Source organism: Bifidobacterium sp. MSTE12 (assembly GCF_000513015.1).
In the GTDB taxonomy this organism is placed as follows: domain Bacteria; phylum Actinomycetota; class Actinomycetes; order Actinomycetales; family Bifidobacteriaceae; genus Bifidobacterium; species Bifidobacterium dentium.
Genome location: NZ_AZYA01000039.1, coordinates 66,508 through 88,552, shown reverse-complemented (window position 1 = coordinate 88,552; position 22,045 = coordinate 66,508). Strand labels below are relative to the sequence as shown.

Annotated in this window: 15 protein-coding genes; 5 read left to right on the top strand and 10 right to left on the bottom strand. The window is 61.1% G+C overall.

Translation table 11 applies throughout. From position 1 onward, the window contains the following. Positions 1–51: 51 nt before the first annotated feature. Complete coding sequence (locus HMPREF1494_RS10120) at positions 52–642, bottom strand: FHA domain-containing protein (protein ID WP_033489393.1); 591 nt, start codon at positions 640–642, stop codon at positions 52–54. Between the two features lie 215 nt (positions 643–857). On the opposite strand from HMPREF1494_RS10120, the gene HMPREF1494_RS10115 reads away from it, so the two are divergent. Continuing rightward, a complete protein-coding gene (locus HMPREF1494_RS10115) occupies positions 858–1,970 on the top strand; it encodes a hypothetical protein (RefSeq protein ID WP_034522652.1) in 1,113 nt (370 codons plus the stop codon). 108 nt (positions 1,971–2,078) lie between these two features. Here the strand turns inward: HMPREF1494_RS10115 and HMPREF1494_RS10110 are convergent, their stop codons facing one another. From HMPREF1494_RS10110 to HMPREF1494_RS10095, 4 genes are all read right to left on the bottom strand, one after another. Then, positions 2,079–6,092 (bottom strand): DNA-directed RNA polymerase subunit beta', encoded by a 4,014-nt coding sequence (locus HMPREF1494_RS10110; RefSeq protein WP_003839011.1) that lies wholly within the window; start codon positions 6,090–6,092, stop codon positions 2,079–2,081. 98 nt (positions 6,093–6,190) lie between these two features. After that, complete coding sequence (gene rpoB, locus HMPREF1494_RS10105; protein ID WP_034522649.1) at positions 6,191–9,751, bottom strand: DNA-directed RNA polymerase subunit beta; 3,561 nt, start codon at positions 9,749–9,751, stop codon at positions 6,191–6,193. A gap of 240 nt (positions 9,752–9,991) precedes the next feature. After that, positions 9,992–10,645, bottom strand: a complete 654-nt coding sequence (locus HMPREF1494_RS10100) for a hypothetical protein (RefSeq protein ID WP_003839008.1) — start codon at positions 10,643–10,645, stop codon at positions 9,992–9,994. 79 nt (positions 10,646–10,724) lie between these two features. Continuing rightward, a complete protein-coding gene (locus tag HMPREF1494_RS10095) occupies positions 10,725–11,657 on the bottom strand; it encodes an A/G-specific adenine glycosylase (protein WP_065468091.1) in 933 nt (310 codons plus the stop codon). Positions 11,658–11,716: 59 nt separating this feature from the next. Between HMPREF1494_RS10095 and HMPREF1494_RS10090 the strand changes: the two genes are divergently transcribed. Continuing rightward, positions 11,717–12,403 (top strand): tRNA (cytidine(34)-2'-O)-methyltransferase, encoded by a 687-nt coding sequence (locus HMPREF1494_RS10090; protein ID WP_003839003.1) that lies wholly within the window; start codon positions 11,717–11,719, stop codon positions 12,401–12,403. 70 nt (positions 12,404–12,473) lie between these two features. Here the strand turns inward: HMPREF1494_RS10090 and HMPREF1494_RS10085 are convergent, their stop codons facing one another. The 4 genes from HMPREF1494_RS10085 to HMPREF1494_RS10070 all read right to left on the bottom strand — a co-directional run bounded on the left by HMPREF1494_RS10085 (position 12,474) and on the right by HMPREF1494_RS10070 (position 17,206). Then, positions 12,474–13,838, bottom strand: a complete 1,365-nt coding sequence (locus HMPREF1494_RS10085; protein ID WP_003839002.1) for a PFL family protein — start codon at positions 13,836–13,838, stop codon at positions 12,474–12,476. Between the two features lie 22 nt (positions 13,839–13,860). Then, entirely contained in the window at positions 13,861–14,133 is a 273-nt protein-coding gene (locus HMPREF1494_RS10080) for an ACT domain-containing protein (RefSeq protein WP_003839000.1), read from the bottom strand. Positions 14,134–14,247: 114 nt separating this feature from the next. Continuing rightward, positions 14,248–15,747, bottom strand: coding sequence for a DHA2 family efflux MFS transporter permease subunit (locus HMPREF1494_RS10075; RefSeq protein WP_231495409.1), 1,500 nt, complete (start codon positions 15,745–15,747; stop codon positions 14,248–14,250). 217 nt (positions 15,748–15,964) lie between these two features. Beyond that, entirely contained in the window at positions 15,965–17,206 is a 1,242-nt protein-coding gene (locus HMPREF1494_RS10070) for an ROK family protein (RefSeq protein WP_192917644.1), read from the bottom strand. Between the two features lie 199 nt (positions 17,207–17,405). On the opposite strand from HMPREF1494_RS10070, the gene alsE reads away from it, so the two are divergent. The 3 genes from alsE to HMPREF1494_RS10055 all read left to right on the top strand — a co-directional run bounded on the left by alsE (position 17,406) and on the right by HMPREF1494_RS10055 (position 20,609). After that, the gene (alsE, locus tag HMPREF1494_RS10065; RefSeq protein WP_003841089.1) at positions 17,406–18,104 is read left to right on the top strand and encodes a D-allulose 6-phosphate 3-epimerase; all 699 of its coding nucleotides are present in this window, start codon (positions 17,406–17,408) and stop codon (positions 18,102–18,104) included. A 178-nt stretch (positions 18,105–18,282) separates the two neighbouring features. After that, the gene (alsK, locus tag HMPREF1494_RS10060) at positions 18,283–19,281 is read left to right on the top strand and encodes an allose kinase (RefSeq protein ID WP_003838991.1); all 999 of its coding nucleotides are present in this window, start codon (positions 18,283–18,285) and stop codon (positions 19,279–19,281) included. Positions 19,282–19,409: 128 nt separating this feature from the next. Further along, positions 19,410–20,609, top strand: a complete 1,200-nt coding sequence (locus tag HMPREF1494_RS10055; RefSeq protein WP_051404761.1) for an MFS transporter — start codon at positions 19,410–19,412, stop codon at positions 20,607–20,609. A 155-nt stretch (positions 20,610–20,764) separates the two neighbouring features. Here HMPREF1494_RS10055 and galK read toward each other — a convergent pair whose 3' ends face one another. Continuing rightward, a complete protein-coding gene (gene galK / locus HMPREF1494_RS10050; RefSeq protein WP_034522639.1) occupies positions 20,765–22,015 on the bottom strand; it encodes a galactokinase in 1,251 nt (416 codons plus the stop codon). Between the last annotated feature and the right edge of the window lie 30 nt (positions 22,016–22,045).

Sequence of the window (22,045 nt, the reverse complement as noted above, 5' to 3'; positions counted from 1 at the left end):
GTGGTTTTTCGTCCGGTGCCACCCAAGGCGATACGTTTCGAATGATGTAGGCTAGCGTTCTTCGAAGGAGAAGAACTGATCGCCGATACGTAGCGTGGCCGGCGCCTCGAGCTGCATGGGCCTGCCTTCCACCTTGATCTCTTCGTCGTCTTGGATGAGGTACGTACCGTTCAGCGAACCGTAATCCTCAATCCACAGACTTCCGTCCCGATCGAAGCTGATGGCCGCATGATTGCGGGAAATGGTACGTGTCGGATCCTCCAGCCTGACCGACTTGGCACCTTCCGGCACATCGGCGGACGGCTTGCGCCCCAGCAATGTGCTGATGTCCACGGTCACGTCCTGGCCGGTCATGTCATTGTGCAGCAGATACACGTGATCCGGCTGCTTCATGGTGAACGCGGACGACAGCACCGTGCTGTCCCAATCTTCGATGCTCTGGTCTTCCGAATCGTCCTGCGACGGTTCGGTCTGCATCGTTGCGACCTGCACATCCGCCACGGGCTGCATGCTCAGCGCCGACCCGTCCTGCATCGGCTGCCTTCGTTCGAAAGATTCGGATTGGATTGCACCGGACAGTGCGGTAACGTCATCGTCATACCAGCCAGGTTCCGGCGGCGGTGGGTAAGGTAGAAAGCTCATGTGCTCCATTGTATGTGCAAGAGACCCATAACGATAGCGCAATTCATGTATCGACATGTTCTTCGGAACGACTTCGTTCAGCATGTTACCTGATTTTGCGGCGCTGAAGGGCTATGCTGGAACAATGCTAGTCATTACGGAAATATTTTTGAATATTCGGAAATATGTGACTTTGCATACGAAGAAGCAGAGGATACACAGTAAGGATTTCTCTTATGGATGACCAACTTCCTACCGATGGCACGCAACCGAACAGCGCTCGGACGCCATCCCATGCACAGCCTCAACCGCAAACGTCAAGCACGGCGGACCGGCAGCCCCAGCAGCCGGCACAGCCTCAGGCCAACCAGCAACCGATGCCGCCATATCAACAGACGCCTCCGCAGTACCAGCAAACGGCTCCGCAGTATCAGCAGCCGATGCCGGGTCGGCCGGGCGTGCCGGGTCAGCCGGGAACCCCTCTCATGCAGGGGCAACCGTACGGGCAGCCCATGCCGCAGAGCGCCGCGAAGAAGCCGGCGACCGGCCTGATCGTAGGCATCGTAACGGCGGTGATCGCCGTCATCGTCGTTCTTGCCGTAGTGGTGACGATGATTATGTCGAAACGCATCACCGCCGCCGACTACACGGCCGGAGAGAATCAGGTGCTCACCATGCAGAAGCATTATGCGAGCGTGAATGAGAAGCTGCGCGACGCCTATCTGTCCGCATACGGCAGCAGTTCCTTCCAGGACACAGACAAGAAGCGTCTCAAGGACCGTCTCAAGACCCTCCAGAATGACAACGCGAAGTTCGAATCCCTGAAGGTCATGAACGATGAGACCGTCAATAAGGAATATCAGGCGTATAAGAAGAAGACCGCGACATACATCAAGTTCGTCGACGAGATGATCGAATCCGGCGAATCGCTCTCCAAAGCGGCGAAGGCCTGCAACAGCAGCCCCAGCGTCAGCTCTTACGACAACAGCTTCTACACCAAGTACGGTGAGTATGTGTCCGCCTGTAAGGCCGCACTCGACGATGTCTCCAAGTCACCGAACAAGGACATCGCACAGTATGGCAAGGATCTTGGCGATTACGTCGATAAGCTCGGCGATATCATCTCCAGCATGCAGGCCATCGGCGATATCAGCTCGCTGCAGTATGGCACCACGCAGTACCAGCAGTTCCGTGACCTGCTCGACGAGTTCAACAATCTGGAGGCGCCGTACAGCAGCGTGAGCACGTTGAGCCAAGCGTTGCAGGATTCCGCAGAGGAAGCCGACCTGAGCGATTCCTTGCGCTCTCTGTATGACGCTTTGACGGATGGCGCCGATCATGCCCACTGATTGAGCGGCCGCTGCCGCGAGCATCCTCCCCTATGATTAAGGCTGGGCCCCGACCATCTGCATGGTCGGGGCCCAGCCTTAATCAGTTATCGCCGTCGGCGCCACGGATCAGAGGGTGTCTCCCAGATCCATCTGACCGCCGTTATCGTCGAGGAAGTCATCCGGGTTGAAGTCGTCGCCGAGCTTCAAATCACCGAAGTCGATGTTGGAGAAGTCCACATCGGACAGATCGGCGTCGCCGAAGTCGGCACCCGTTTCGTCGCCACCCAGACCGAAGTTCGGGTAGATGGTGTCACGGATGGCCTTGTCGGGCTCGACCACGGCATTGCGATAGCGGGCGAGACCCGTACCGGCCGGGATGAGCTTACCGATGATGACGTTCTCCTTGAGGCCCTTGAGGTCATCGACCTTCTGGCTCAGGGCGGCTTCGGTGAGTACGCGGGTGGTCTCCTGGAAGGAGGCCGCGGACAGCCAGGAGTCGGTGGCCAGCGAAGCCTTGGTGATGCCCATCAGCTCCGGACGGCCGGCGGCCGGCTTGCCACCGTTCTTCACGGCCTCCATGTTGGCGGCCTTGAAGCGTGCCTGGTCCACGAGTTCGCCCGGCAGCAGGTCGGTGTCGCCGGAGTCGATCACGGTGATACGACGCAGCATCTGGTGCACGATGACCTCGATGTGCTTGTCGTGGATATCCACGCCCTGGGAGCGGTACACGGTGTGCACTTCCTCCACGATGTTGACCTGAGCGGCGCGCGGACCGAGGATGCGCAGGATCTTCTTCGGATCCACGGAACCCTCGATGAGCTGGGTGCCGGCTTCGACATGATCGCCGTCCTTGACCAGCATCGGAGCGCGACGGGTCACCGGGTAGACGATCGGCTCGACGGAGTCGTCGTCCGGCTTCAGGGTGACCTGACGACCGCGATCGGTGTCTTCGACCTTCACCACGCCCGGGAACTCGGCGATCGGAGCCTCGCCCTTCGGGGTACGGGCTTCGAAAAGCTCGGTAACACGCGGGAGACCCTGGGTGATATCGGAAGCGGATGCGACGCCGCCGGAGTGGAAGGAACGCAGCGTCAGCTGGGTACCAGGCTCGCCGATGGACTGTGCAGCCACGATGCCGACGGCTTCGCCGACGTCCACCAGCTTGTTGGTGGCCAGGGACCAGCCGTAGCACTTGGCGCACACGCCACGCTTGGATTCGCAGGTCAGCACGGAACGGGCCTTGACCTCTTCCACACCGTGGGCGACAAGGTCGTTGAGCACATCCATGGACAGCGCGTCGCCCGCCTTGTACAGCACGGTTTCGCCGTCGGCAGGATCGATCACATCGGAAGCGAGCAGGCGGGAGTACGGGCCGCCATCAGCGGCCTTGACGAGCACGAGGTTGCCGTTCTCGTCACGCTCGCCGACCTTCATGGGCAGGCCGCGCTTGGTGCCGCAGTCCTCTTCGCGCACGATCACATCCTGGGAGACGTCCACCAGACGACGGGTCAGGTAGCCCGATTCAGCGGTACGCAGTGCGGTATCGGCCAGGCCCTTACGCGCACCGTGCTGGGAGATGAAGTACTCCAGCACGGACAGACCGTCGCGGTAGTTGGACTTCACCGGTCGAGGAATGATCTCGCCCTTCGGGTTCGCCACGAGGCCTCGCATACCTGCGATCTGGTTGATCTGCATCATGTTTCCTCGTGCACCGGACTGCACGATGATGGCCAGGTTGTTCTTGGAGTCGAAGTGTTCCTCGACCGCCTCGGACACCTCGCTGGTGCACTTGGTCCACAGGTCGATGAGTTCCTGACGGCGCTCCTCTTCGGTGAGCATACCGATTTCGTAGTTCTCGTTGACCTTGTCAGCCTCGGCCTCGTACTTTTCGATGTACTCGTCACGCTCGGGCGGCTGGATGACGTCGGAGAACGCGAAGGACACACCGGACCACGGTGCACGGGTGAAGCCCATATCCTTCAGGGCGTCCAGCGTCGCGGCCACCTGGGCGGTCGGATAACGGGTCGCGATGTCGTCGACGATCTTGCTCAGACGCTTCTTCGGAGCCTGATCGTTGACGAACGGGTAATCCAGCGGCAGCGTGCTGTTGAACAGGATACGGCCGTAGGAGGTGGCGAACAGCACGGAACCGTCGTGGAAGCGCTCTTCCTTCACCACGTCCGGGCTGCCCGGTTCCGGGTCGACGACCTTGAGCTCGCTCGGCTCCCAATCCTTCGGCAGCACGAAGTCCTGCGGCAGACGGATGAGCACCTTGGCCTGCATGTCGATCTCGTGCTTGTCAAGGGCCATTTCGGCCTCTTCCAGCGAGGAGAACACACGGCCCTGGCCCTTGGCGCCGTCGATGACGGTGGTCAGGTAATACAGACCGAGGATCATGTCCTGGCTCGGCATGGTCACGGTGTGACCGTCCGCCGGCTTCAGAATGTTGTCGGACGCCATCATCAGCGAGCGGGCTTCGGCCTGAGCTTCGGCGGACAGCGGCAGATGCACTGCCATCTGATCGCCATCGAAGTCGGCGTTGAATGCGGCGCAGGCGAGCGGCGGCAGATGGATGGCCTTGCCTTCGACCAGAATCGGCTCGAAGGCCTGGATGCCCAGACGGTGCAACGTAGGAGCACGGTTCAGCAGCACCGGATGTTCGGCGATGACCTCTTCGAGCACGCCCCACACCTCGGAATCGCCACGGTCCACCAGACGCTTGGCGCTCTTCATGTTCTGCGCATAGTTGAGGTCCACCAGACGCTTGATGACGAACGGCTTGAACAGCTCGAGGGCCATCGGCTTCGGAAGACCGCACTGATGCATCCTCAGGGACGGGCCGACCACGATCACGGAACGACCGGAGTAGTCCACTCGCTTACCCAGCAGGTTCTGGCGGAAACGGCCCTGCTTGCCCTTGAGCATGTCGCTCAGGGACTTGAGCGGGCGGTTCGAGGCACCGGTCACCGGGCGACCACGACGACCGTTGTCGAACAGGGAGTCAACGGCTTCCTGGAGCATGCGCTTTTCGTTGTTGAGCATGATTTCCGGGGCGCCGAGCTCGATGAGTCGCTTCAGTCGGTTGTTACGGTTGATCACACGGCGGTAGAGGTCGTTGAGATCGGAGGTGGCGAAACGGCCACCGTCGAGCTGCACCATCGGGCGCAGGTCCGGCGGAATGACCGGAATCACATCGAGCACCATGGCCTCCGGCTTGTTGCCGGTGGTCAGGAAGGCGTTGACGACCTTGAGGCGCTTGAGGGCACGGGCCTTGCGCTGACCGGTGCCGGTGTCGATCTCCTCGCGCAGCTGCTTGGCAGCGGCGTCAAGGTCGAAGTCCTGCAGACGCTTCTTGATGGCTTCGGCGCCCATGCAGCCTTCGAAGTAATCGCCGTAGCGATCCTCCATCTCACGCCACAGGTCCACATCGCCTTCCATGTCGCCCGGCTTCAGGTTCTTGAAGCGGTCGAACACGGCGTTCAGACGCTGAATCTGCTCGTCGAAGCGGGTACGGATGGCGGCCATCTCACGCTCGGCGCTGTTGCGCAGCTTGGCGCGTGCGGAGCCCTTGGCTTCACCTTCGGCCTCAAGCTGGGCCAGATCGGCTTCCACCTTCTTGGCGCGATCTTCGATCTCGGCGTTGCGGCGCTTCTCCAGATTGGTGATTTCGGTGTCGAACTCGTCCTGCAGATCGGGCAGATCCTGATGACGCTGTTCCTCATCCACGCCGGTGACCATGTAGGCGGCGAAGTAGATGACCTTCTCCAGATCCTTCGGCGCGATGTCAAGCAGGTAGCCCAGTCGGGACGGCACACCCTTGAAGAACCAGATGTGGGTCACCGGGGCGGCGAGCTCGATATGGCCCATGCGCTCACGGCGCACACGGCTCTTGGTCACTTCCACGCCGCAGCGCTCGCACACGATGCCCTTGAAGCGCACGCGCTTGTACTTGCCGCAGGCGCACTCCCAGTCGCGGGTAGGTCCGAAGATCTGCTCGCCGAACAGACCGTCCTTCTCCGGCTTCAGGGTACGGTAGTTGATGGTCTCGGGCTTCTTGACCTCGCCATAGCTCCAGTTACGGATGTCGTCGGCGGTGGCCAGGCCGATCCTCAGTTTGTCAAATGCGTTGACGTCCAGCACTCTATTGTCCTGTCTATCGTTTCTTTTGATTATTCACGTTTCGTGGGGACCGCCACGCTTCGGCGACGTTTGCCTCCGGGGCGTGACGGTCCGAGGAATCACTGGAATTCAGGGGTTTCCACTACCTGTTCTTCCTTGGCGGATGCATCAGGGCGAGCACCGATGTTGAAGCCCAGGTCGTCGGAGGCGGAAGACGGGTCGTCGTCCTCGTCCTTCATGTCGATGGCCACGCCTTCGGCGTTGAGCACCTCGACGTTCAGCGACAGGGACTGCATTTCCTTGAGCAGCACCTTGAAGGATTCTGGGATGCCTGCCGGCGGCAGGTTGTCGCCCTTCACGATGGCGCCGTACACGCGCACGCGGCCGTCGACGTCATCGGACTTGGTGGTCATCATCTCGTGCAGCGTGTAGGCGGCACCGTAGGCCTCGAGGGCCCACACTTCCATCTCGCCGAAGCGCTGACCACCGAACTGCGCCTTACCACCCAGCGGCTGCTGCGTGATCATGGAGTACGGGCCGGTGGAACGGGCGTGGATCTTGTCGTCGACCAGATGGTGCAGCTTCAGCATGTACATGTAGCCCACGGAAATCGGCTTCGGGAACGGTTCGCCGGTACGTCCGTCGAACAGGGTCGCCTTGCCGTCGGGTCCGACCAGCTTGTTGCCGTCACGGTCCGGAAGGGTGCAGGAAAGCAGGCCCTTCAAGGTGTCCTGACGCACGCCGTCGAACACCGGAGTCGCCACCGGAGTGCCCGGAGCGCCCTTTTCGGCGCCCTGCGGCACGAACTTCTTCCAAGCGGCTTCGGCATCCGGGTCAAGGGAGATGTCCCAGCCGGCGTGGGCGATCCAGCCGAGGTGCAGCTCGAGCACCTGGCCAAGGTTCATTCGAGAAGGTACGCCCAGCGGGTTGAGCATGATGTCGACCGGGGTACCGTCGGCCAGGAACGGCATATCCTCTTCCGGCAGGATGCGGGAGATGACACCCTTGTTGCCGTGGCGGCCGGAGAGCTTGTCGCCCTGGGTGATCTTGCGGTGCTGTGCGATGTAGACGCGAATCATCTGGTTCACGCCGTTCGGCAGCTCGTCGCCGTCCTCCTCGGCGTCCTCGCGGGTGATCTCCTTGACGGCGATCACGGTACCGGTCTCGCCATGAGGCACGCGCAGCGAGGTGTCACGCACTTCGCGGCTCTTCTCGCCGAAGATGGCGCGGAGCAGACGCTCTTCCGGGGTCAGTTCGGTCTCGCCCTTCGGAGTGACCTTGCCGACCAGGATGTCGCCGGCCTCGACCTCGGCGCCGATGCGGATGATGCCGCGCTCGTCAAGGTTGGCCACCGCATCCTCGCCGACGTTCGGCAGGTCGCGGGTGATCTCTTCGGCACCCAGCTTGGTTTCACGGGCGTCGATCTCGTATTCCTCGATGTGGATGGAGCTCAGGGTGTCATCCTGCACGAGACGCTGGGAGATGATCACGGCGTCCTCGTAGTTGTAGCCGTTCCACGGCATGAAGGCGATGAGCAGGTTCTTGCCCAGGGCCATTTCGCCCTTCTGGGTCGCCGGGCCATCGGCCAGCACGGTACCGGCTTCCACGCGTTCGCCGTCGTGGATCAGCGGCACCTGGTTGTAGCAGGTGGTCTGGTTGGAACGCTGGAACTTGGCCAGCTTGTAGGAGCTGGTGGTGCCGTCGTCGTTCATGGTGCGGATGATGTCGGCGGAAACGTAGGTCACGACGCCGGGCTTCTCGGCCAGAATCACGTCGCCGGAATCCACTGCGGCACGCCATTCGGCGCCGGTGCCCACGAGCGGACGCTCGGACTGGATCAGCGGCACGGCCTGACGCTGCATGTTGGTACCCATCAGCGCTCGGTGGCCCTCATCGTGCTCCAGGAACGGAATCAGGGAGGCACCGACGGACACCATCTGGCGCGGGGACACATCCATGTAGTCGACGGAGCTGACCGGCACATCGACTGCCTCTTCCTCGCCGACTCGGGCAAGGGCCTGGCTCTTGACGAAGTTGCCGTTCTCGTCGAGCTCCTGGTTGGCCTGGGCGATCACGTGCTCGGCATCGCGATCCGCGGTCATGTATTCGACCTCGTCGGTCACATGACCGTTGACGACCTTGCGGTACGGGGTCTCGATGAAGCCGAACGGGTTGATGCGGCCGAAGGTTGCCAGGGAGCCGATAAGACCGATGTTCGGGCCTTCAGGGGATTCGATCGGGCACATGCGGCCGAAGTGGGACGGGTGTACGTCTCGCACTTCCATGGAGGCACGGTCACGGGACAGACCGCCGGGGCCCAGTGCGGACAGACGGCGCTTGTTGGTCACGCCGGCCAGCGGGTTGTTCTGATCCATGAACTGCGACAGCTGGGAGGTGCCGAAGAATTCCTTGATGGTGGCGTTCACCGGGCGGATGTTGATCAGGGACTGCGGGGTGATGGCCTCCGGATCCTGCGTGGTCATGCGTTCGCGCACCACGCGCTCCATACGGCTCAGACCGGTACGCAGCTGGTTCTGGATCAGCTCGCCGACCTGACGGATACGACGGTTGCCGAAGTGGTCGATATCATCGACATCCACACGCAGATCCACGTCCTGACCGTCACGCTTGCCCGGGAACTTGGCCTCGCCCGCATGCAGGGTGACCAGGTACTTGATGGTGGCGATGATGTCTTCGCGGGACAGGCTGCGGTCGTTGACGTCCTTCTCAAGACCGAGCTTGCGGTTGATCTTGTAGCGGCCGACGCGGGCCAGATCGTAGCGCTTGGTGTTGAAGTAGAAGGAGTCCAGCAGATTGCGGCCGGCTTCCGGAGTGGCGGTGTCGGCCGGGCGGATCTTGCGGTACAGATCGGTGAGGGCCGCTTCCTGGGTGTCCACGGTCTCCTTGGCGAGGGCGTCCATGACCAGCGGGTAATCCTTGAACGCGTCCGCGATCTCCTGCTTGGTCATGCCGATGGCCATGAGGAACACGATGGCGGACTGCTTACGCTTGCGGTCCACACGCACGCCGAGCACATCGCGCTTGTCGATCTCGAACTCGAGCCATGCGCCACGGCTCGGGATGATCTTCGCGCCGAAGATCTCCTTGTCGGAGGTACGGTCCTGGCTGCGGTCGAAGTACACGCCGGGGGAACGCACGAGCTGGGATACGATCACTCGCTCGGTACCGCCGATGATGAAGGTGCCGTGCGGGGTCTGCAGCGGGAAATCACCCATGAACACGGTCTGGGACTTGATTTCGCCGGTGTCGCCGTTTTCGAATTCGGCGTTCACGTACAGCGGTGCGGAGTAGGTGTAGTCCTTCTCCTTGCATTCCTGCACGGTGTGACGCGGCTCCTCGAAATACGGATCGGAGAAGGTCAGGCTCATGGTCTGCGCGAAGTTCTCGATCGGGGAGATCTCCTGGAAGACCTCGTCGAGACCGGAGGTATGCGGTACGGTGTTGGTGCCGTTTTCCAGATCCTCCTCGACGCGCTGCTTCCAGCGTTCGCTGCCGATGAGCCAATCAAAGCTGTCAGTCTGTACACCCAGCAGGTAGGGTACATCAATGGGCTCGCGGATGGAGCCGAAGTTCACACGGTCCGACGCCTTATGCAGATCAATGTCATGCTGGTCGGCGCGTGCGATGATGGTGGTGGTGTTCGTCGTAGCCTCAGCCAATGGACGTTCCTTATCGCTCGCTTAATCGTATCGATATGTTTCCCCGGAAGCGCTCTCATTGGCCACCATATGCCTAATACGCGGGTGCTTCTTCCTTGTCAGCATGCCCGCTATATGACATGCATCTTACGCAAAGTCAACAGAATACCATATCCTAAAGATTTTCCGGATTCGTACCCGATGCCGTTTCCCCTCGTATGAGCAGGCCGGCACGAAGCCGCGGAGGGAGAATCGCGCGAACTACTCCACGGTGACCGTGACGGGGTCGGATTTGGCCTTGGCATGGCCGGCAAGGGTCAGCTGCGCCACGTACGTGCCGCGGTCGACGCGAGGCAACGTGGAATCATCCGCGCATTCGGATCCGGTGCGATCGCCCGGCCACGTGATCGTGCCTTGGATTTTGTCGCCCGTGGCGATCAGCCGCAGATCCTGATCAGCCGGGCATACATTGGATTTCCAGATCACGTCATCGCCGGATTTGATCGTCAGCACCACGCCGGAGGTCGACGCGTCGACCAGACAGCCGACCTTGCTGGAACCGTCATACTTGACCGTCGTCGTGAAATCAAGGGTGCCGCCGACACCGAAACTCTGCGACGCCGGCGTCAACGACAGCGACACGTTGGATGCGCCGCAATCCGGCACTCCGCTTTTCTTCTCGTCCTCGGAAGGCGACGGCACCTCTTTTTTGGAGATCGCATAGACGTCGTCGTGGTGAATCTCACGATTGACCGCGACGATGCCCTGCGAGACCGAGTAGATGCAGAATACGACGAAGATTATGGCGATCAGCGCCGCGATGCCGACGACGATGCGGCGACGACGGAACATCGCCTGCTGCTTTTTGCTGCGTTTGCGTTTGACGGTCGTCTTCGCGGAATTCTTCTGTGCCATGATTCCCCAGTCTACCTTGCCGACGTTCGGTTGCTCGGGTTTCCGCCATTGCGGACGGAACCACGTCCGTCCACGAAGGTCAGCACGGCAGCCGCACACTGCCGTCCGGCAACATTTCGATCAGGCCGTCATCGTCAAGCGACGCAATGCATTTGTCGAGCTGGATATGATCGGACCACAGTGCCTCGATGTCCTTGCGATCGATTGCGATTCGCCCATCCGGCAGTCCCCGCAACGCGTTCAGCACCAGCCCGCGCACCTGCCGGTCGGTACCTCGGAACCGTTGACGGGGACGCGTGCGCCGTTCCCCCAATCCAGGACGGCCGTTGGCGAGGAACATGCACTCGGCAGCGACCGGGCACTGTTCGCACAGCGGGCTTTTCGCCGTGCAGATCACCGCGCCCAATTCCATGACGCTTTGATTCCACACCACGGATGGCCGGTCGAATCCACGACATCGTGCGGCGGAATCCTCAGGCAACACCCTGTTCGCCAACGCACGTTCCGCAGGGCTTGCCGCCCCTCCTCTCGACTCGGCGCCGAGGAACACCCGCGAGAGCACACGTCGAATATTGGTATCGATCACGGCGATCCGCTCACCATAGGCGAAGCTCATCACCGCACTGGCCGTATAGTCGCCGATCCCAGGCAGGGCGACCAACTCGTCGTAGGTACGCGGCAGATCGTCATGGTAATCGTCTGCCACCATTCGCGCGCATTCCTGCAGACGCAAGGCCCTGCGCGGGTAGCCGAGACGACCCCAAGCGGTGATCACATCGGCTTTGGACGCATCCGCGAGCGCGGCCGCATCCGGCCAACGTTCCATCCATGCCTGCCAATACGGCACGACGCGACTCATCTGGGTCTGCTGGCTCATCACTTCGGAGACGAGCACGCCCCACGGCGTGGCCCGTCCGAATCGCCACGGCAGATCGCGGGCGGATTCATGCCACCATTCGGCAAGCGATTCGGCCACCATACCGGCATCTCCGTCATGTCCGTCTTCCGGCATGGAGGGCATGGTTTCGGCTGAAGTGTTCGTGTCGTTCATCGTTTCTATTCTTAGCATTTATGACGAATGAAGAGCGTGCCCTTGAAGCTCAGGGCGCAGAAGCTGCACAGACCGCCACGCGGAACGCGGAGGCCAAGGTCGAGAAGATGTTCGAATACGGCTACCGTAAGTCGAATTACGGTCCGGATGAGTTGGTGACCGACGCGCATGGCAATCCGATTTCCGTGGTCGACGCGATGCTGTCGGCCGAAGACGCAGCCAAGGCCGAAACCTCCACACCGCATCTGTGCTACTACTCCCCTCGTATTCCGGGCAATACCGGTTCCGCGATCCGCCTGTGCGCGGTAACCGGCACGATCCTGCATTTGGTGGAGCCGCTTGGTTTCAATCTTCGTGATACGAAGCTGCGCCGTGCGGGCCTTGACTACCATGACATGGCACATGTGGTGCTGCATCCGGATTTCGACAATCTGGTGCAGTCCATGCCGAATTCGCGCATCATCGCGTTCACCGCGCATGCCACCAAGCTGTACACGGAAATCGAATACAAGCCGACCGATATTCTGCTGTTCGGCCCGGAGCCGGGCGACATTCCCGATCCGATGGATATTATGGCCGGCCCTCACGTGGCCGAACAGGTTCGCCTGCCCATGCGGCCGAGCCTGCGCTCCCTGAATCTGACGAACTGCGCCTCCATCGCCATCTATGAGGCGTGGCGTCAGTTGAATTTTATCGGCGGTAAGTAAAAACTGTATATGAACGCAACAGAGCCCGGCCCTCCGCATAAGGAAGGCCGGGCTCTGTTTTCGGAGAACGTCAGTTCTTGAACGAGTGGATCGGCGCGGGAATTCGGCCGCCGCGGGTCACGAAAGCCTCGCAAGACGTCTGGTTCACCGGGATGATCGGCGCGTAGCCCATCAGTCCGCCGAAGTTGGCCATCTCACCGACGCCCTTGCCTTCGACCGGAATCACGCGCACGGCGGTGGTCTTCTGATTGACCATGCCAATGGCGGCCTCGTCGGCGATGATGCCGGAAATCGTCGAAGCGGTGGTATCGCCCGGAATGGCGATCATATCAAGGCCGACCGAGCATACGCAGGTCATGGCTTCGAGCTTCTCGATCTTCAGGCAGCCATTGGATGCCGCATCGATCATGTTCTTGTCTTCCGAAACCGGAATGAACGCGCCGGACAGGCCGCCAACATAGGAGGACGCCATGATGCCGCCCTTCTTCACCTGATCGTTGAGCATGGCGAGCGCCGCAGTGGTACCCGGAGCGCCGACCTGCTCCAAGCCGATCTTCTCGAGCACTTCACCGACGGAATCGCCCACGGCCGGAGTCGGCGCGAGCGACAGGTCGATGATGCCGAACGGCACGCCGAGTCGACGGGATGCCTCCTGCGCCACCAGCTGGCCGACACGCGTGATCTTGAACGCGGTGCGCTTGATGGTTTCGCACAGGAATTCGAAATCCTTGCCCTTGGCCTCGTCGAGCGCACGGGAGACCACGCCCGGACCGGAAACGCCGACGTTGATCACCGCATCGCCTTCGGTCACGCCATGGAAGCCGCCGGCCATGAACGGATTGTCGTCCGGAGCGTTGCAGAACGCCACGAATTTGACGCAGCCATAGGAGTCGTTGTCGGCGGTGGCGTGCGCGATGTCCTTGATGATGTGGCCGAGCAGTTCGACGGAATTCATGTCGATACCGGTTTTGGTGGAGCCCACGTTGACGGACGAGCATACGATGTCGGTTTCGGACAGCGCCTTCGGCAGGGAGCGGATGAGCATCTCCTCGGCCGGGGTCATGGACTTCGACACGAGCGCGGAGTAGCCGCCGATCAGATCGACGCCGACCTTCTTGGCCGCCCGGTCGAGCGCGTGCGCGATCTTCACGAAGTCGTCGGAGCTCTTGCAGGAGCTGGCGCCGACCAGCGAGATCGGGGTGACGGTGATGCGCTTGTTGACGATCGGAATGCCGTAATCGCGTTCGATGGCCTGGCCGGTCGGCACGAGATCCTTGGCATAGGTGGTGATTTTGTTGTAGATGTTGTCGCAGACGGTATCGACGTCATCGGCCGCGCAATCCAGCAGGCTGATGCCCATGGTGATGGTGCGCACGTCGAGCTTCTCCTGCTCGATCATCTGGTTGGTCTCGTGGACCTCCATGATATTCAGCATAGGTGTTTCCTTTTCTCCCCTATCAGACGCGGTGCATCTTGGTGAAGATCTCTTCGCGCTGGCAGCGGATGCGCACGCCGATCTCGTCGCCGAGCTTTTCGAGGTCGTCCACGACCTCGCCGAATTCCTTGTCGGCATTGGAATAGTCGACAATCATCATCATGTTGAAGAAACCGTCGATGATGGTCTGAGAGATATCGAGCACGTTGACCTGATGTTCGGACAGATAGGTGCAGACGCGTGCGATGATGCCGACAGTGTCCTGACCGACGACGGTGATGATTGCCTTGTTCATGGAACTCCCTAAACGTTAGGTACGAATATCCAGCTGCCGCCTCGGCAAATGCCGGACGTGACCCCAAGTATAGAAAAGGCACGTGCCAAAACACGTGCCTTTCAAGCGATCGCCTTACATTGTGAGACGGCTCGTTTCGCCATGCCGGCCTCGTCGGATCCTAGCGCGAGGCATCCTTGCCTCCTTCAGGAAGAAGGAGAACGCGAGCACGACCACGATCAGCACCAGGCCGAATACGTAGCCGTAGCGGGAACCGGCCACGAAGCCCTCCGCCTCGCTTGCGCCGGAACCCATGCCGAGCAGGCAGGTGGCGATGGACGTGCCGATTGCGCCGAACACCTGCTGCATGGTGTTCAGAATCGTGGAACCATCGGCGGCAAGCTCACGCGGCAATCCCTTCAGCGCGGCCGATTGTGCGGACTGCTGCATCAACGGAATGCCAATCATGAACACCACATGCGCAAGAATGAAGAACACCGGCGCCGTAGTCGCGCCAATCGCAAGGAACAGCAGGGAACCGACGATACCGATGACCGCACCTGCGCTCACCAGCGGACGTGCCCCGACACGGTCGTACCAGCGGCCCGTCAGGAACGAGCACACCGCATTGACCACACCACCGGCGAGCATCAGCATGCCGGCTACGGAGGTATTCAGTCCCAGGCCACGTTGCAGCTCCTGTGGAGCAAGGTACATGATCGCCAACGTGCAGGCGAACGAGCAGGTGACCATCAGGGCCGGTGTACGGAACGAAGCGATGCCGAGTGCACGCAGATCCAGCACCGGGTTGGCAATGTGCAGCTGACGGTATGCGTAGCATGCGACGACCAGTACGCCGATCACCAGCAGCGCCACGACCAGCGGTGAGAATCCCATGTCGGCGACGAGGCTCACACCGGCCACCAGGCAACCGAACCCGATCACGGATGCGAGCACCGACAAGGCATCGACCTTCGGACGGGTCGTTTCGATCGGCGTGACGAACGTGGCCGCAGTGCAGGCGATGGCGACGACGGCGACGACGGCGAACAGCATGAAGATCGCACGCCAGGAGAAGGCGCCGATGATCAGACCGGCCAAGGTCGGGCCGATCACCGGAGCGAACATGATCACGAGACCCGCCACACCGTTGGCGGCGCCGATTTTCTGCGGAGGGAACACACGCATGATGGCCGCATACATGGTCGGCAACACGATGCCGGTGCCGATGCCTTGGATGATTCGTCCGGCAAGCACCAGCGCGAACGCCGGCGCCACTGCGGAAAGCAAGGAACCGACGAGGAAGCAGGAGAGCGCGACCAGCACGAGGGTCTTCGCCTTGACCCATTTGAGCAGGAAGCCCACGCACGGCAACACGATGCCGATGGCGAGCATGTAGCCGACGACCATCCACTGTGCGATGCCGGTGGTGATGCCGAACGTGTCGCACAGATCCGGCAGCGCGATGTTCATGGACGTTTCGGACAGCATGCCCAAAAACGCGCCGACGTATAGGCCGAGCATCACCCTATGCGGGTGTGCGAAGCGTTCTTTCTCCTGTGATTGCGCATGCACCGCGATTCCTTGCGGACGCATGATGACTTGCGATTGCTGCGTTGCCATGCTTTCGGACAACGTCTTTCCTCTCTCGACGGCAATAGGTGTGATTGGCCCGTGTTGCGGGACGGTCGTTCGATTCGCGAACCGCCCGTTTTCGGGCAACAAAAAACCGCATGGCCAAGCCTGATATTTCGGCTAAGCCATGCGGTTATTCAAACAGCCGTCAAGCTACCATGGATCCCGATTCTTCGTAAGTTCGCCCGGCGTGTCGCCTGCGTTTTCCATTGATGCCTCACGCGTTGTACAGGCGTTCCGGCGACAGGGTCTCCTGTGTGGCGAGCACGATGCCGCCTGCCAGACCGGCGAAGCGTCCGAGCGGACTGCGACCGATGCTCAGGTTGCGCGTGGTCAGCGGGCGTGCGGTCCTGTATACGGTGGTGCGGATGGCGGTGAGCAGCTCGTCGCTCGCCTCCACGATGAGCCCGCCGACGATGACATGCCTCGGATTGAGGACGTTGCACAGCGTCGCCACCATGATGCCGATCGCCTCGCCTGCCTCACGCACCGCCTGCTCGGCACCGAGATTGCCGTCGCGCAGCCGTTCGATGAGCTGTTCCACGCTGTCCGGCTCGTCGGCGGTCGGCGAAAGCGCCTGCATACGCCGTAGCATGGCCGGTACGGATGCCTGTGTTTCCAAGCATCCGGTCTGCCCGCAAGCACATCGTTTCCGATTGCGCGGATCATATGACGTATGCCCGATTTCCCCGGCGGATCCGTCGAATCCGTGGAAGATGCGCCCGTCCTTGACGATGATGCCGCCGCCGATGCCGGTGCCTATCTTCACTTCGATGATCGGCCGCTCGTCTTCGGGCAGCATCGCCGCGTCGCCCAGCGCGCGGATATTGGTGTCGTTCTCCACACCAACCGGGCAGCCAAGCGCGTCCTGCATGTGCCGCACCGCATCGAACGCATCCCAGCCGGGCATGATCGGCGGACGGATCGGCGCATCCTCACGAATGTCGATGCGCGCAGGCAGCGACAATACGGCATGCCGCAACGGCAGGTCGGCATTCACCGCCGATGCCATGCGCCACAGCTGTTCGCTCACCCAGGCCAGAAAATCCTCCGGAGTGTAGTCGGCTATCGAAATCACATGCCATTCGTGTGCAAGCAGCCGCATGTTCATGTCGGCGATGCCGAGCATGGTGTGCCGGGCGCCCACGTCGGCCACGGCGATCAGACCAAGCCGATCGTCGATCACCAGTCGTTCCGCAGGGCGTCCACGGTCCACTGCGATCACGCCGGAAGTCGTCAGCACTCCCCTACGCAGCAGCCCGTCCACGCATGACGACACCGTCGATCGGGCCAAACCGGTTTCACGCACCAACTCGGCCTTGCTGTTCGCCTTACCGGAGGAGACCAGCAGCGCGACTTCGCTCGGCAGCTCGCTGCCGGTAACGGCCAACGTCCACGGCCGGTCCGGCAGGGTGAAACGCCACTGTTGTTTCGTCGACGATATTGCAGACCGCTTCATCGCAATCCTTTCAAAAATCGTTGAGATTCCAATGCTTTCGACATACGACAGATTAATGTCGAATTGCTGCATAAATCTGTCGTTGAACCACATTAATCGAAATCGTATCGTAAGAACCACCTTAAGGAAAACGGCGCAAGCGCAGCAGCTTCCCCGTGTTGGTACCGACGAAGACAGCCATCATAAGAAAGGACCCGATATGGAAACCCCAAAGTTTGCGGTCTCGCTGATGTGCATGGACTTCTCCATCGCCGGCGAGCAGGTGAGCACGCTGAGCCAGCATGCCGATTCCCTTCATCTCGACATCATGGACGGCCATTTCGCTCCGAACCTCTCCCTGAGCCCGGAATGGCTCAAGTGGGTGCTGCCGCATAGCTCCGTACGCAACGAAGCGCATCTGATGACCACCGACCCCGACTATTGGCTGGAGCCGCTCGCCCAGGTCGGCGTGAACGTGATCTCACCCCATGCCGAAACGCTCAACACGCATGCCTTCCGCACCATGAATTCGATCCGCGCACTGGGCTGCGGCACCGGTCTTGTGGTGAACCCGCTGACCACGTTCGAATCGATTCTGCCACTGATCGAACGCGTCGATCTGCTCACGCTGATGACCATCGACGTCGGCTTCGCCGGCCAGCCGTTCATCGACGAAATGCTTGCCAAGATCGAGCAGGCGGCCAAGTACAAGTCCGACCACGGCCTGGATTACGAAATCCAGATCGACGGCTCGTGCAGCGAAAAGACGTTCGCCAAACTACGCAACGCCGGCGCGGAAACGTTCATCCTGGGCAATTCCGGCCTGTTCTCGCTCGACCGCGATCTCGACAAGGCCTGGGCCAAGATGCGCGCCAACTACGAACGCACCACCGGCGAGACGCTGCCGGCCGAAGACTGATTCGGTCCGTCGAATCCGTCGCGGCGACTCCTCCCCATCATCACTTGGCGCAGGGCCGTTCCCTCTCCTTCATACCTTTCATCCAAATTCGGAACGGTTCTGCGTCACCCTCAGCCGTAGCGACATCCCGGTACGGCCACATCGATTCCACCAACCCTTCCCTTGCAATGGAGCAACCATGAACAACATCGATACAACTCCGGCAACCGCAACCGCAATCGCCAACAACGAGCCGATCGTCGCCACCGCCGACAGCCCGGTCAATTCCGCCACGTTGAAGACCCCGGTCGTGCTTGGCATCGACATCGGAGGCACCAACCTGCGCGTCGGCCTGGTCGACGCTCTCGGTGCACTCGTCGATTCCCGTCGCGTCAGTTCGCAGGAGGCTCTGAGCGGCAGCGATCCGATGACCAAGCTCGCCGACTATCTCGAAGGCTATCTTGCCGAAATGCTCGACGGCAAATACGAGCTGAAGGCGATTTCCGTCGGCTTCCCGTCCGTCGTCGACGCCACCCGCACCGTAGTGTTGCAGACCACGTTCATTCCAGGACTGAACAACGTGAACGTGCCGGAACGACTGAGCCGCTTCGGCGTACCGGTGTTCATCGACCGCGACGTGAACATGATCATCCGGTACGACGCGAAACGCCTGAATCTGCAGAATCTCGAAGGTGTGACCTTCGGCTGCTATGTCGGCACCGGAATCGGCTGCGCACTGGCGGTGGACGGCAAGATTCTGGCCGGCCTGCACGGCGTGGCCGGAGAACTCGGTCACATCTATGAGGCGACCGGCAGGACCTGCGGCTGCGGGTTGGAAGGCTGCTCCGAAACGGCCGCCTCCGGCAATGCACTGGTACGTGAGCTCGAAGCGCACCATCCGGGCGCCTCCATCGACGACGCGTTCAGCGAGTATGGCGACGAGCAGTTCATCGACGACTGGCTGGAGCATCTCGCCTGGACCTTCTCGACCGTCATCAATCTGCTTGATCCGGCGAAAATCATCATCGGCGGCGGCGTGACGCAGATGAAAGGCTTCCCCAAGCAGCGACTCGAAGAGAAAATCAAGCGCATGTCCCGCAAGCCGTACCCGGCCGAGGATCTGCCGATCGTCTACACCATCCCCGGCAAATACGACGGCGTAATCGGCGCGGCCCTGTGCGCGCTCGAGCAGATCTGACGGCTTCCCTCTCATCATTCTTCCGGACGGAACCCGTTTCATCCTTTCTTACGGGCTTCGTCCGGGCATAATAATCACAGACGATCACCAACCGACAATATAGAACATTCCTGTTGTAAGGACGCAACATGACCAACGCAACCTCTTCCATGGCCGGCACCTCCGCCACCCGTAGCGGATATGGCCCGCTGATGAAATTCTCCCTGCTTTCCATTTCCCTGCTGCTCACCTCGTCGAACGCGATTTCCGGCGTGATGCCGGCGCTCATCAAGCAGTTTCCCGACCAGCCGCGTGCCAACGTCGAACTGTTGAGCACCGTGCCCTCGTTCTCGATGATCATCATGATCATCGCCTCCGGTTTCATCGCCCGTAAAATCGGCGACAAGGCCACCGTGACCGCGGGTCTGGTCATCGCCGCCATCTTCGGTATCATCCCGTTCCTCTTCACCGGCAATTTCTGGGTGATCATGGGTTCACGCATCGGCCTCGGCGTCGGATTCGGCCTGATCAACTCGCTGGCCGTCTCCATGATCGCCAAATTCTTCTCCGGCGACGAAAAGGCCACATTGATGGGGTTCCGTTCCGCCTTCGAATCGCTGGGCCAGTCGCTGATGACGCTCGCCGCGGGATTCCTAGTGCTGCTCAGCTGGAACAGCTCGTTCCTCGTCTACCTGCTGGCCGTGCCGATTCTGATTCTGTTCGTCGCCTTCGTGCCGAAGGAACCGGACGCTCCGACGGACGCTGCCATGGATTCCGCCGATTCCGATGCCGTCAAGCAGTCGGTGAACGGTCCGATTCTGCTAATCACCGTCTTCCTGATCGCCGCCGTGACCATGTACGTCGGCCTGACCACACGCCTGTCATCGGTAATCGCCGACTCCGGTTTCGGTACCATCCAGCAGGCCTCCACCCTGCTGAGCGTTATGACCATCGGCGGCATGCTGATGGGCTTCGCCTTCGGCTTCATCAATAAGGCCCTGCAAGCACAGACCCTGACCGTCGGCCTCGCGGCGCTTGCCGCAGGTTCGCTGGTGATCTACTTCGCACCGAATTTCGTGGTGCTGTGCGCAGGCGCAATGATTGCCGGAATCTCCTACCCGACCATGATTTCGTATACGTTCAACCAGATTTCCGAGGTCTGCCCGAAGGGTTCGGATACGCTGTGCACGTCGGTGGTGTTGGTCGGCTGCAATCTCGGCGCCTTCACCGCTCCATACACGTTGAAACTAGTCGGTGGTTTCGCCTTGAGCCAGCCGTATCTGGTGTATGGCATTGTGCTGTTGGTCATCGCCGCCGCTTATGCCGCCTATCATCTGATCCGCAAATAGCCGCAGTCGATTTTCGTGCACGGTCCTCCGAAAAACTCGTTTCGGAGGACCGTGCGCGATTGCACTTCGCCTGTCACAGGGAATCGCCCCGGCAATGCCCGACAATGCCGTTATCGGAACGTATCTACCGGGGACAATCCCATGTGATTGCGGCCTTAGATTTCGCGGCTCGCGGCGGCTGCGGCGAATGCCGGCAGGGCACGCGGGGCATTGAAGCCCTTGGCTTCGAATTCGTCGGCTATCTTCTGGGCGATCTCATGGCCACGACCCTTATCGACCAATGCGATGATTGAGCCACCGAAGCCGCCACCGGTCATGCGGGCGCCGTACGCACCATTGGCGCGGGCCACATCGACGGCGGTATCGAGCTCTGGCACGGTAACCTCATAATCGTCGCGCAACGAATCGTGCGAAGCGTTGAACAGATCGCCGGCCGTCTTGATGTCACCTGCGGCGAAAGCATCCACGAACTGGTCCACACGGCCGATTTCGGTGATGACGTGACGTACACGCTTCTTCATGGTTTCATCTTCCAGCTTGCCAAGCACCTCCGCCAATGCGGCATTCGAATCGGAAGAGGCCGCAACGGTTTCGGCGGTAACGCGCAGATTGGCGACGCCGAGAATCTCGGCGGCCTGCTCGCAGGTGGAGCGTCGCTGCGCATACTGGCCATCGTTAAGCTGATGCGGGGCGCGGGTGTCGAGTACGAGTAGTTCCAGACCGTACCTGTCGAGATCGAATTCCTTCGGTTCGACGCTTTCCACGGCCGACAGGCCCGGCTTGCAGTCAAGGCGGATCGCATGGCCGAACGAGCAGCGCATGGAGGCGTTCTGATCGAGACCGCCCGTGGATGCGCCGGCCATGTCGTTCTCGGACTTGATGGCCGCATTGATCAGGGTCACGCGGCCGGCATCGGTGGATCCATAGCCCAGACCGTACACGTCATCGAGCGCCAGTGCGGTGGAGCAGGTCATGGCGGCCGAGGAGCTCAGGCCAGAGCCCAGCGGCACGCAAGACGAGAAGGCGGCGTCAAAGCCCTTCACCGTATCGAAGCCGGCTTCTCGCAATGCCCAGGCCACGCCTACCGGATAGGCGGCCCATCCTTCCACGCCGCCGGCGGTCAGGCCATCGAGGTCCGCTTCGGCGACGGCATCCGGCGCCACGTCGGAAACCACGCGTACCTTCGTGTCTTCGCGCGGCTTCAATGCGATGAAGGTGCGATGCGGCAACGCGATCGGCAGGCACAGGCCCGCGTTATAGTCGGTATGCTCGCCGATCAGGTTCACACGGCCCGGGGCCGCCCATACGCCGGTCGGCTCCTCTCCGTAGACGGCCTTGAACAGATCGACGGCGATCTTCACGCCCTCGTCGTGCGAGAGCGGCTCAATGAATTCAACATCAGTCATTGGTGTGTCCTTATGCTCGTATTGGTTCCG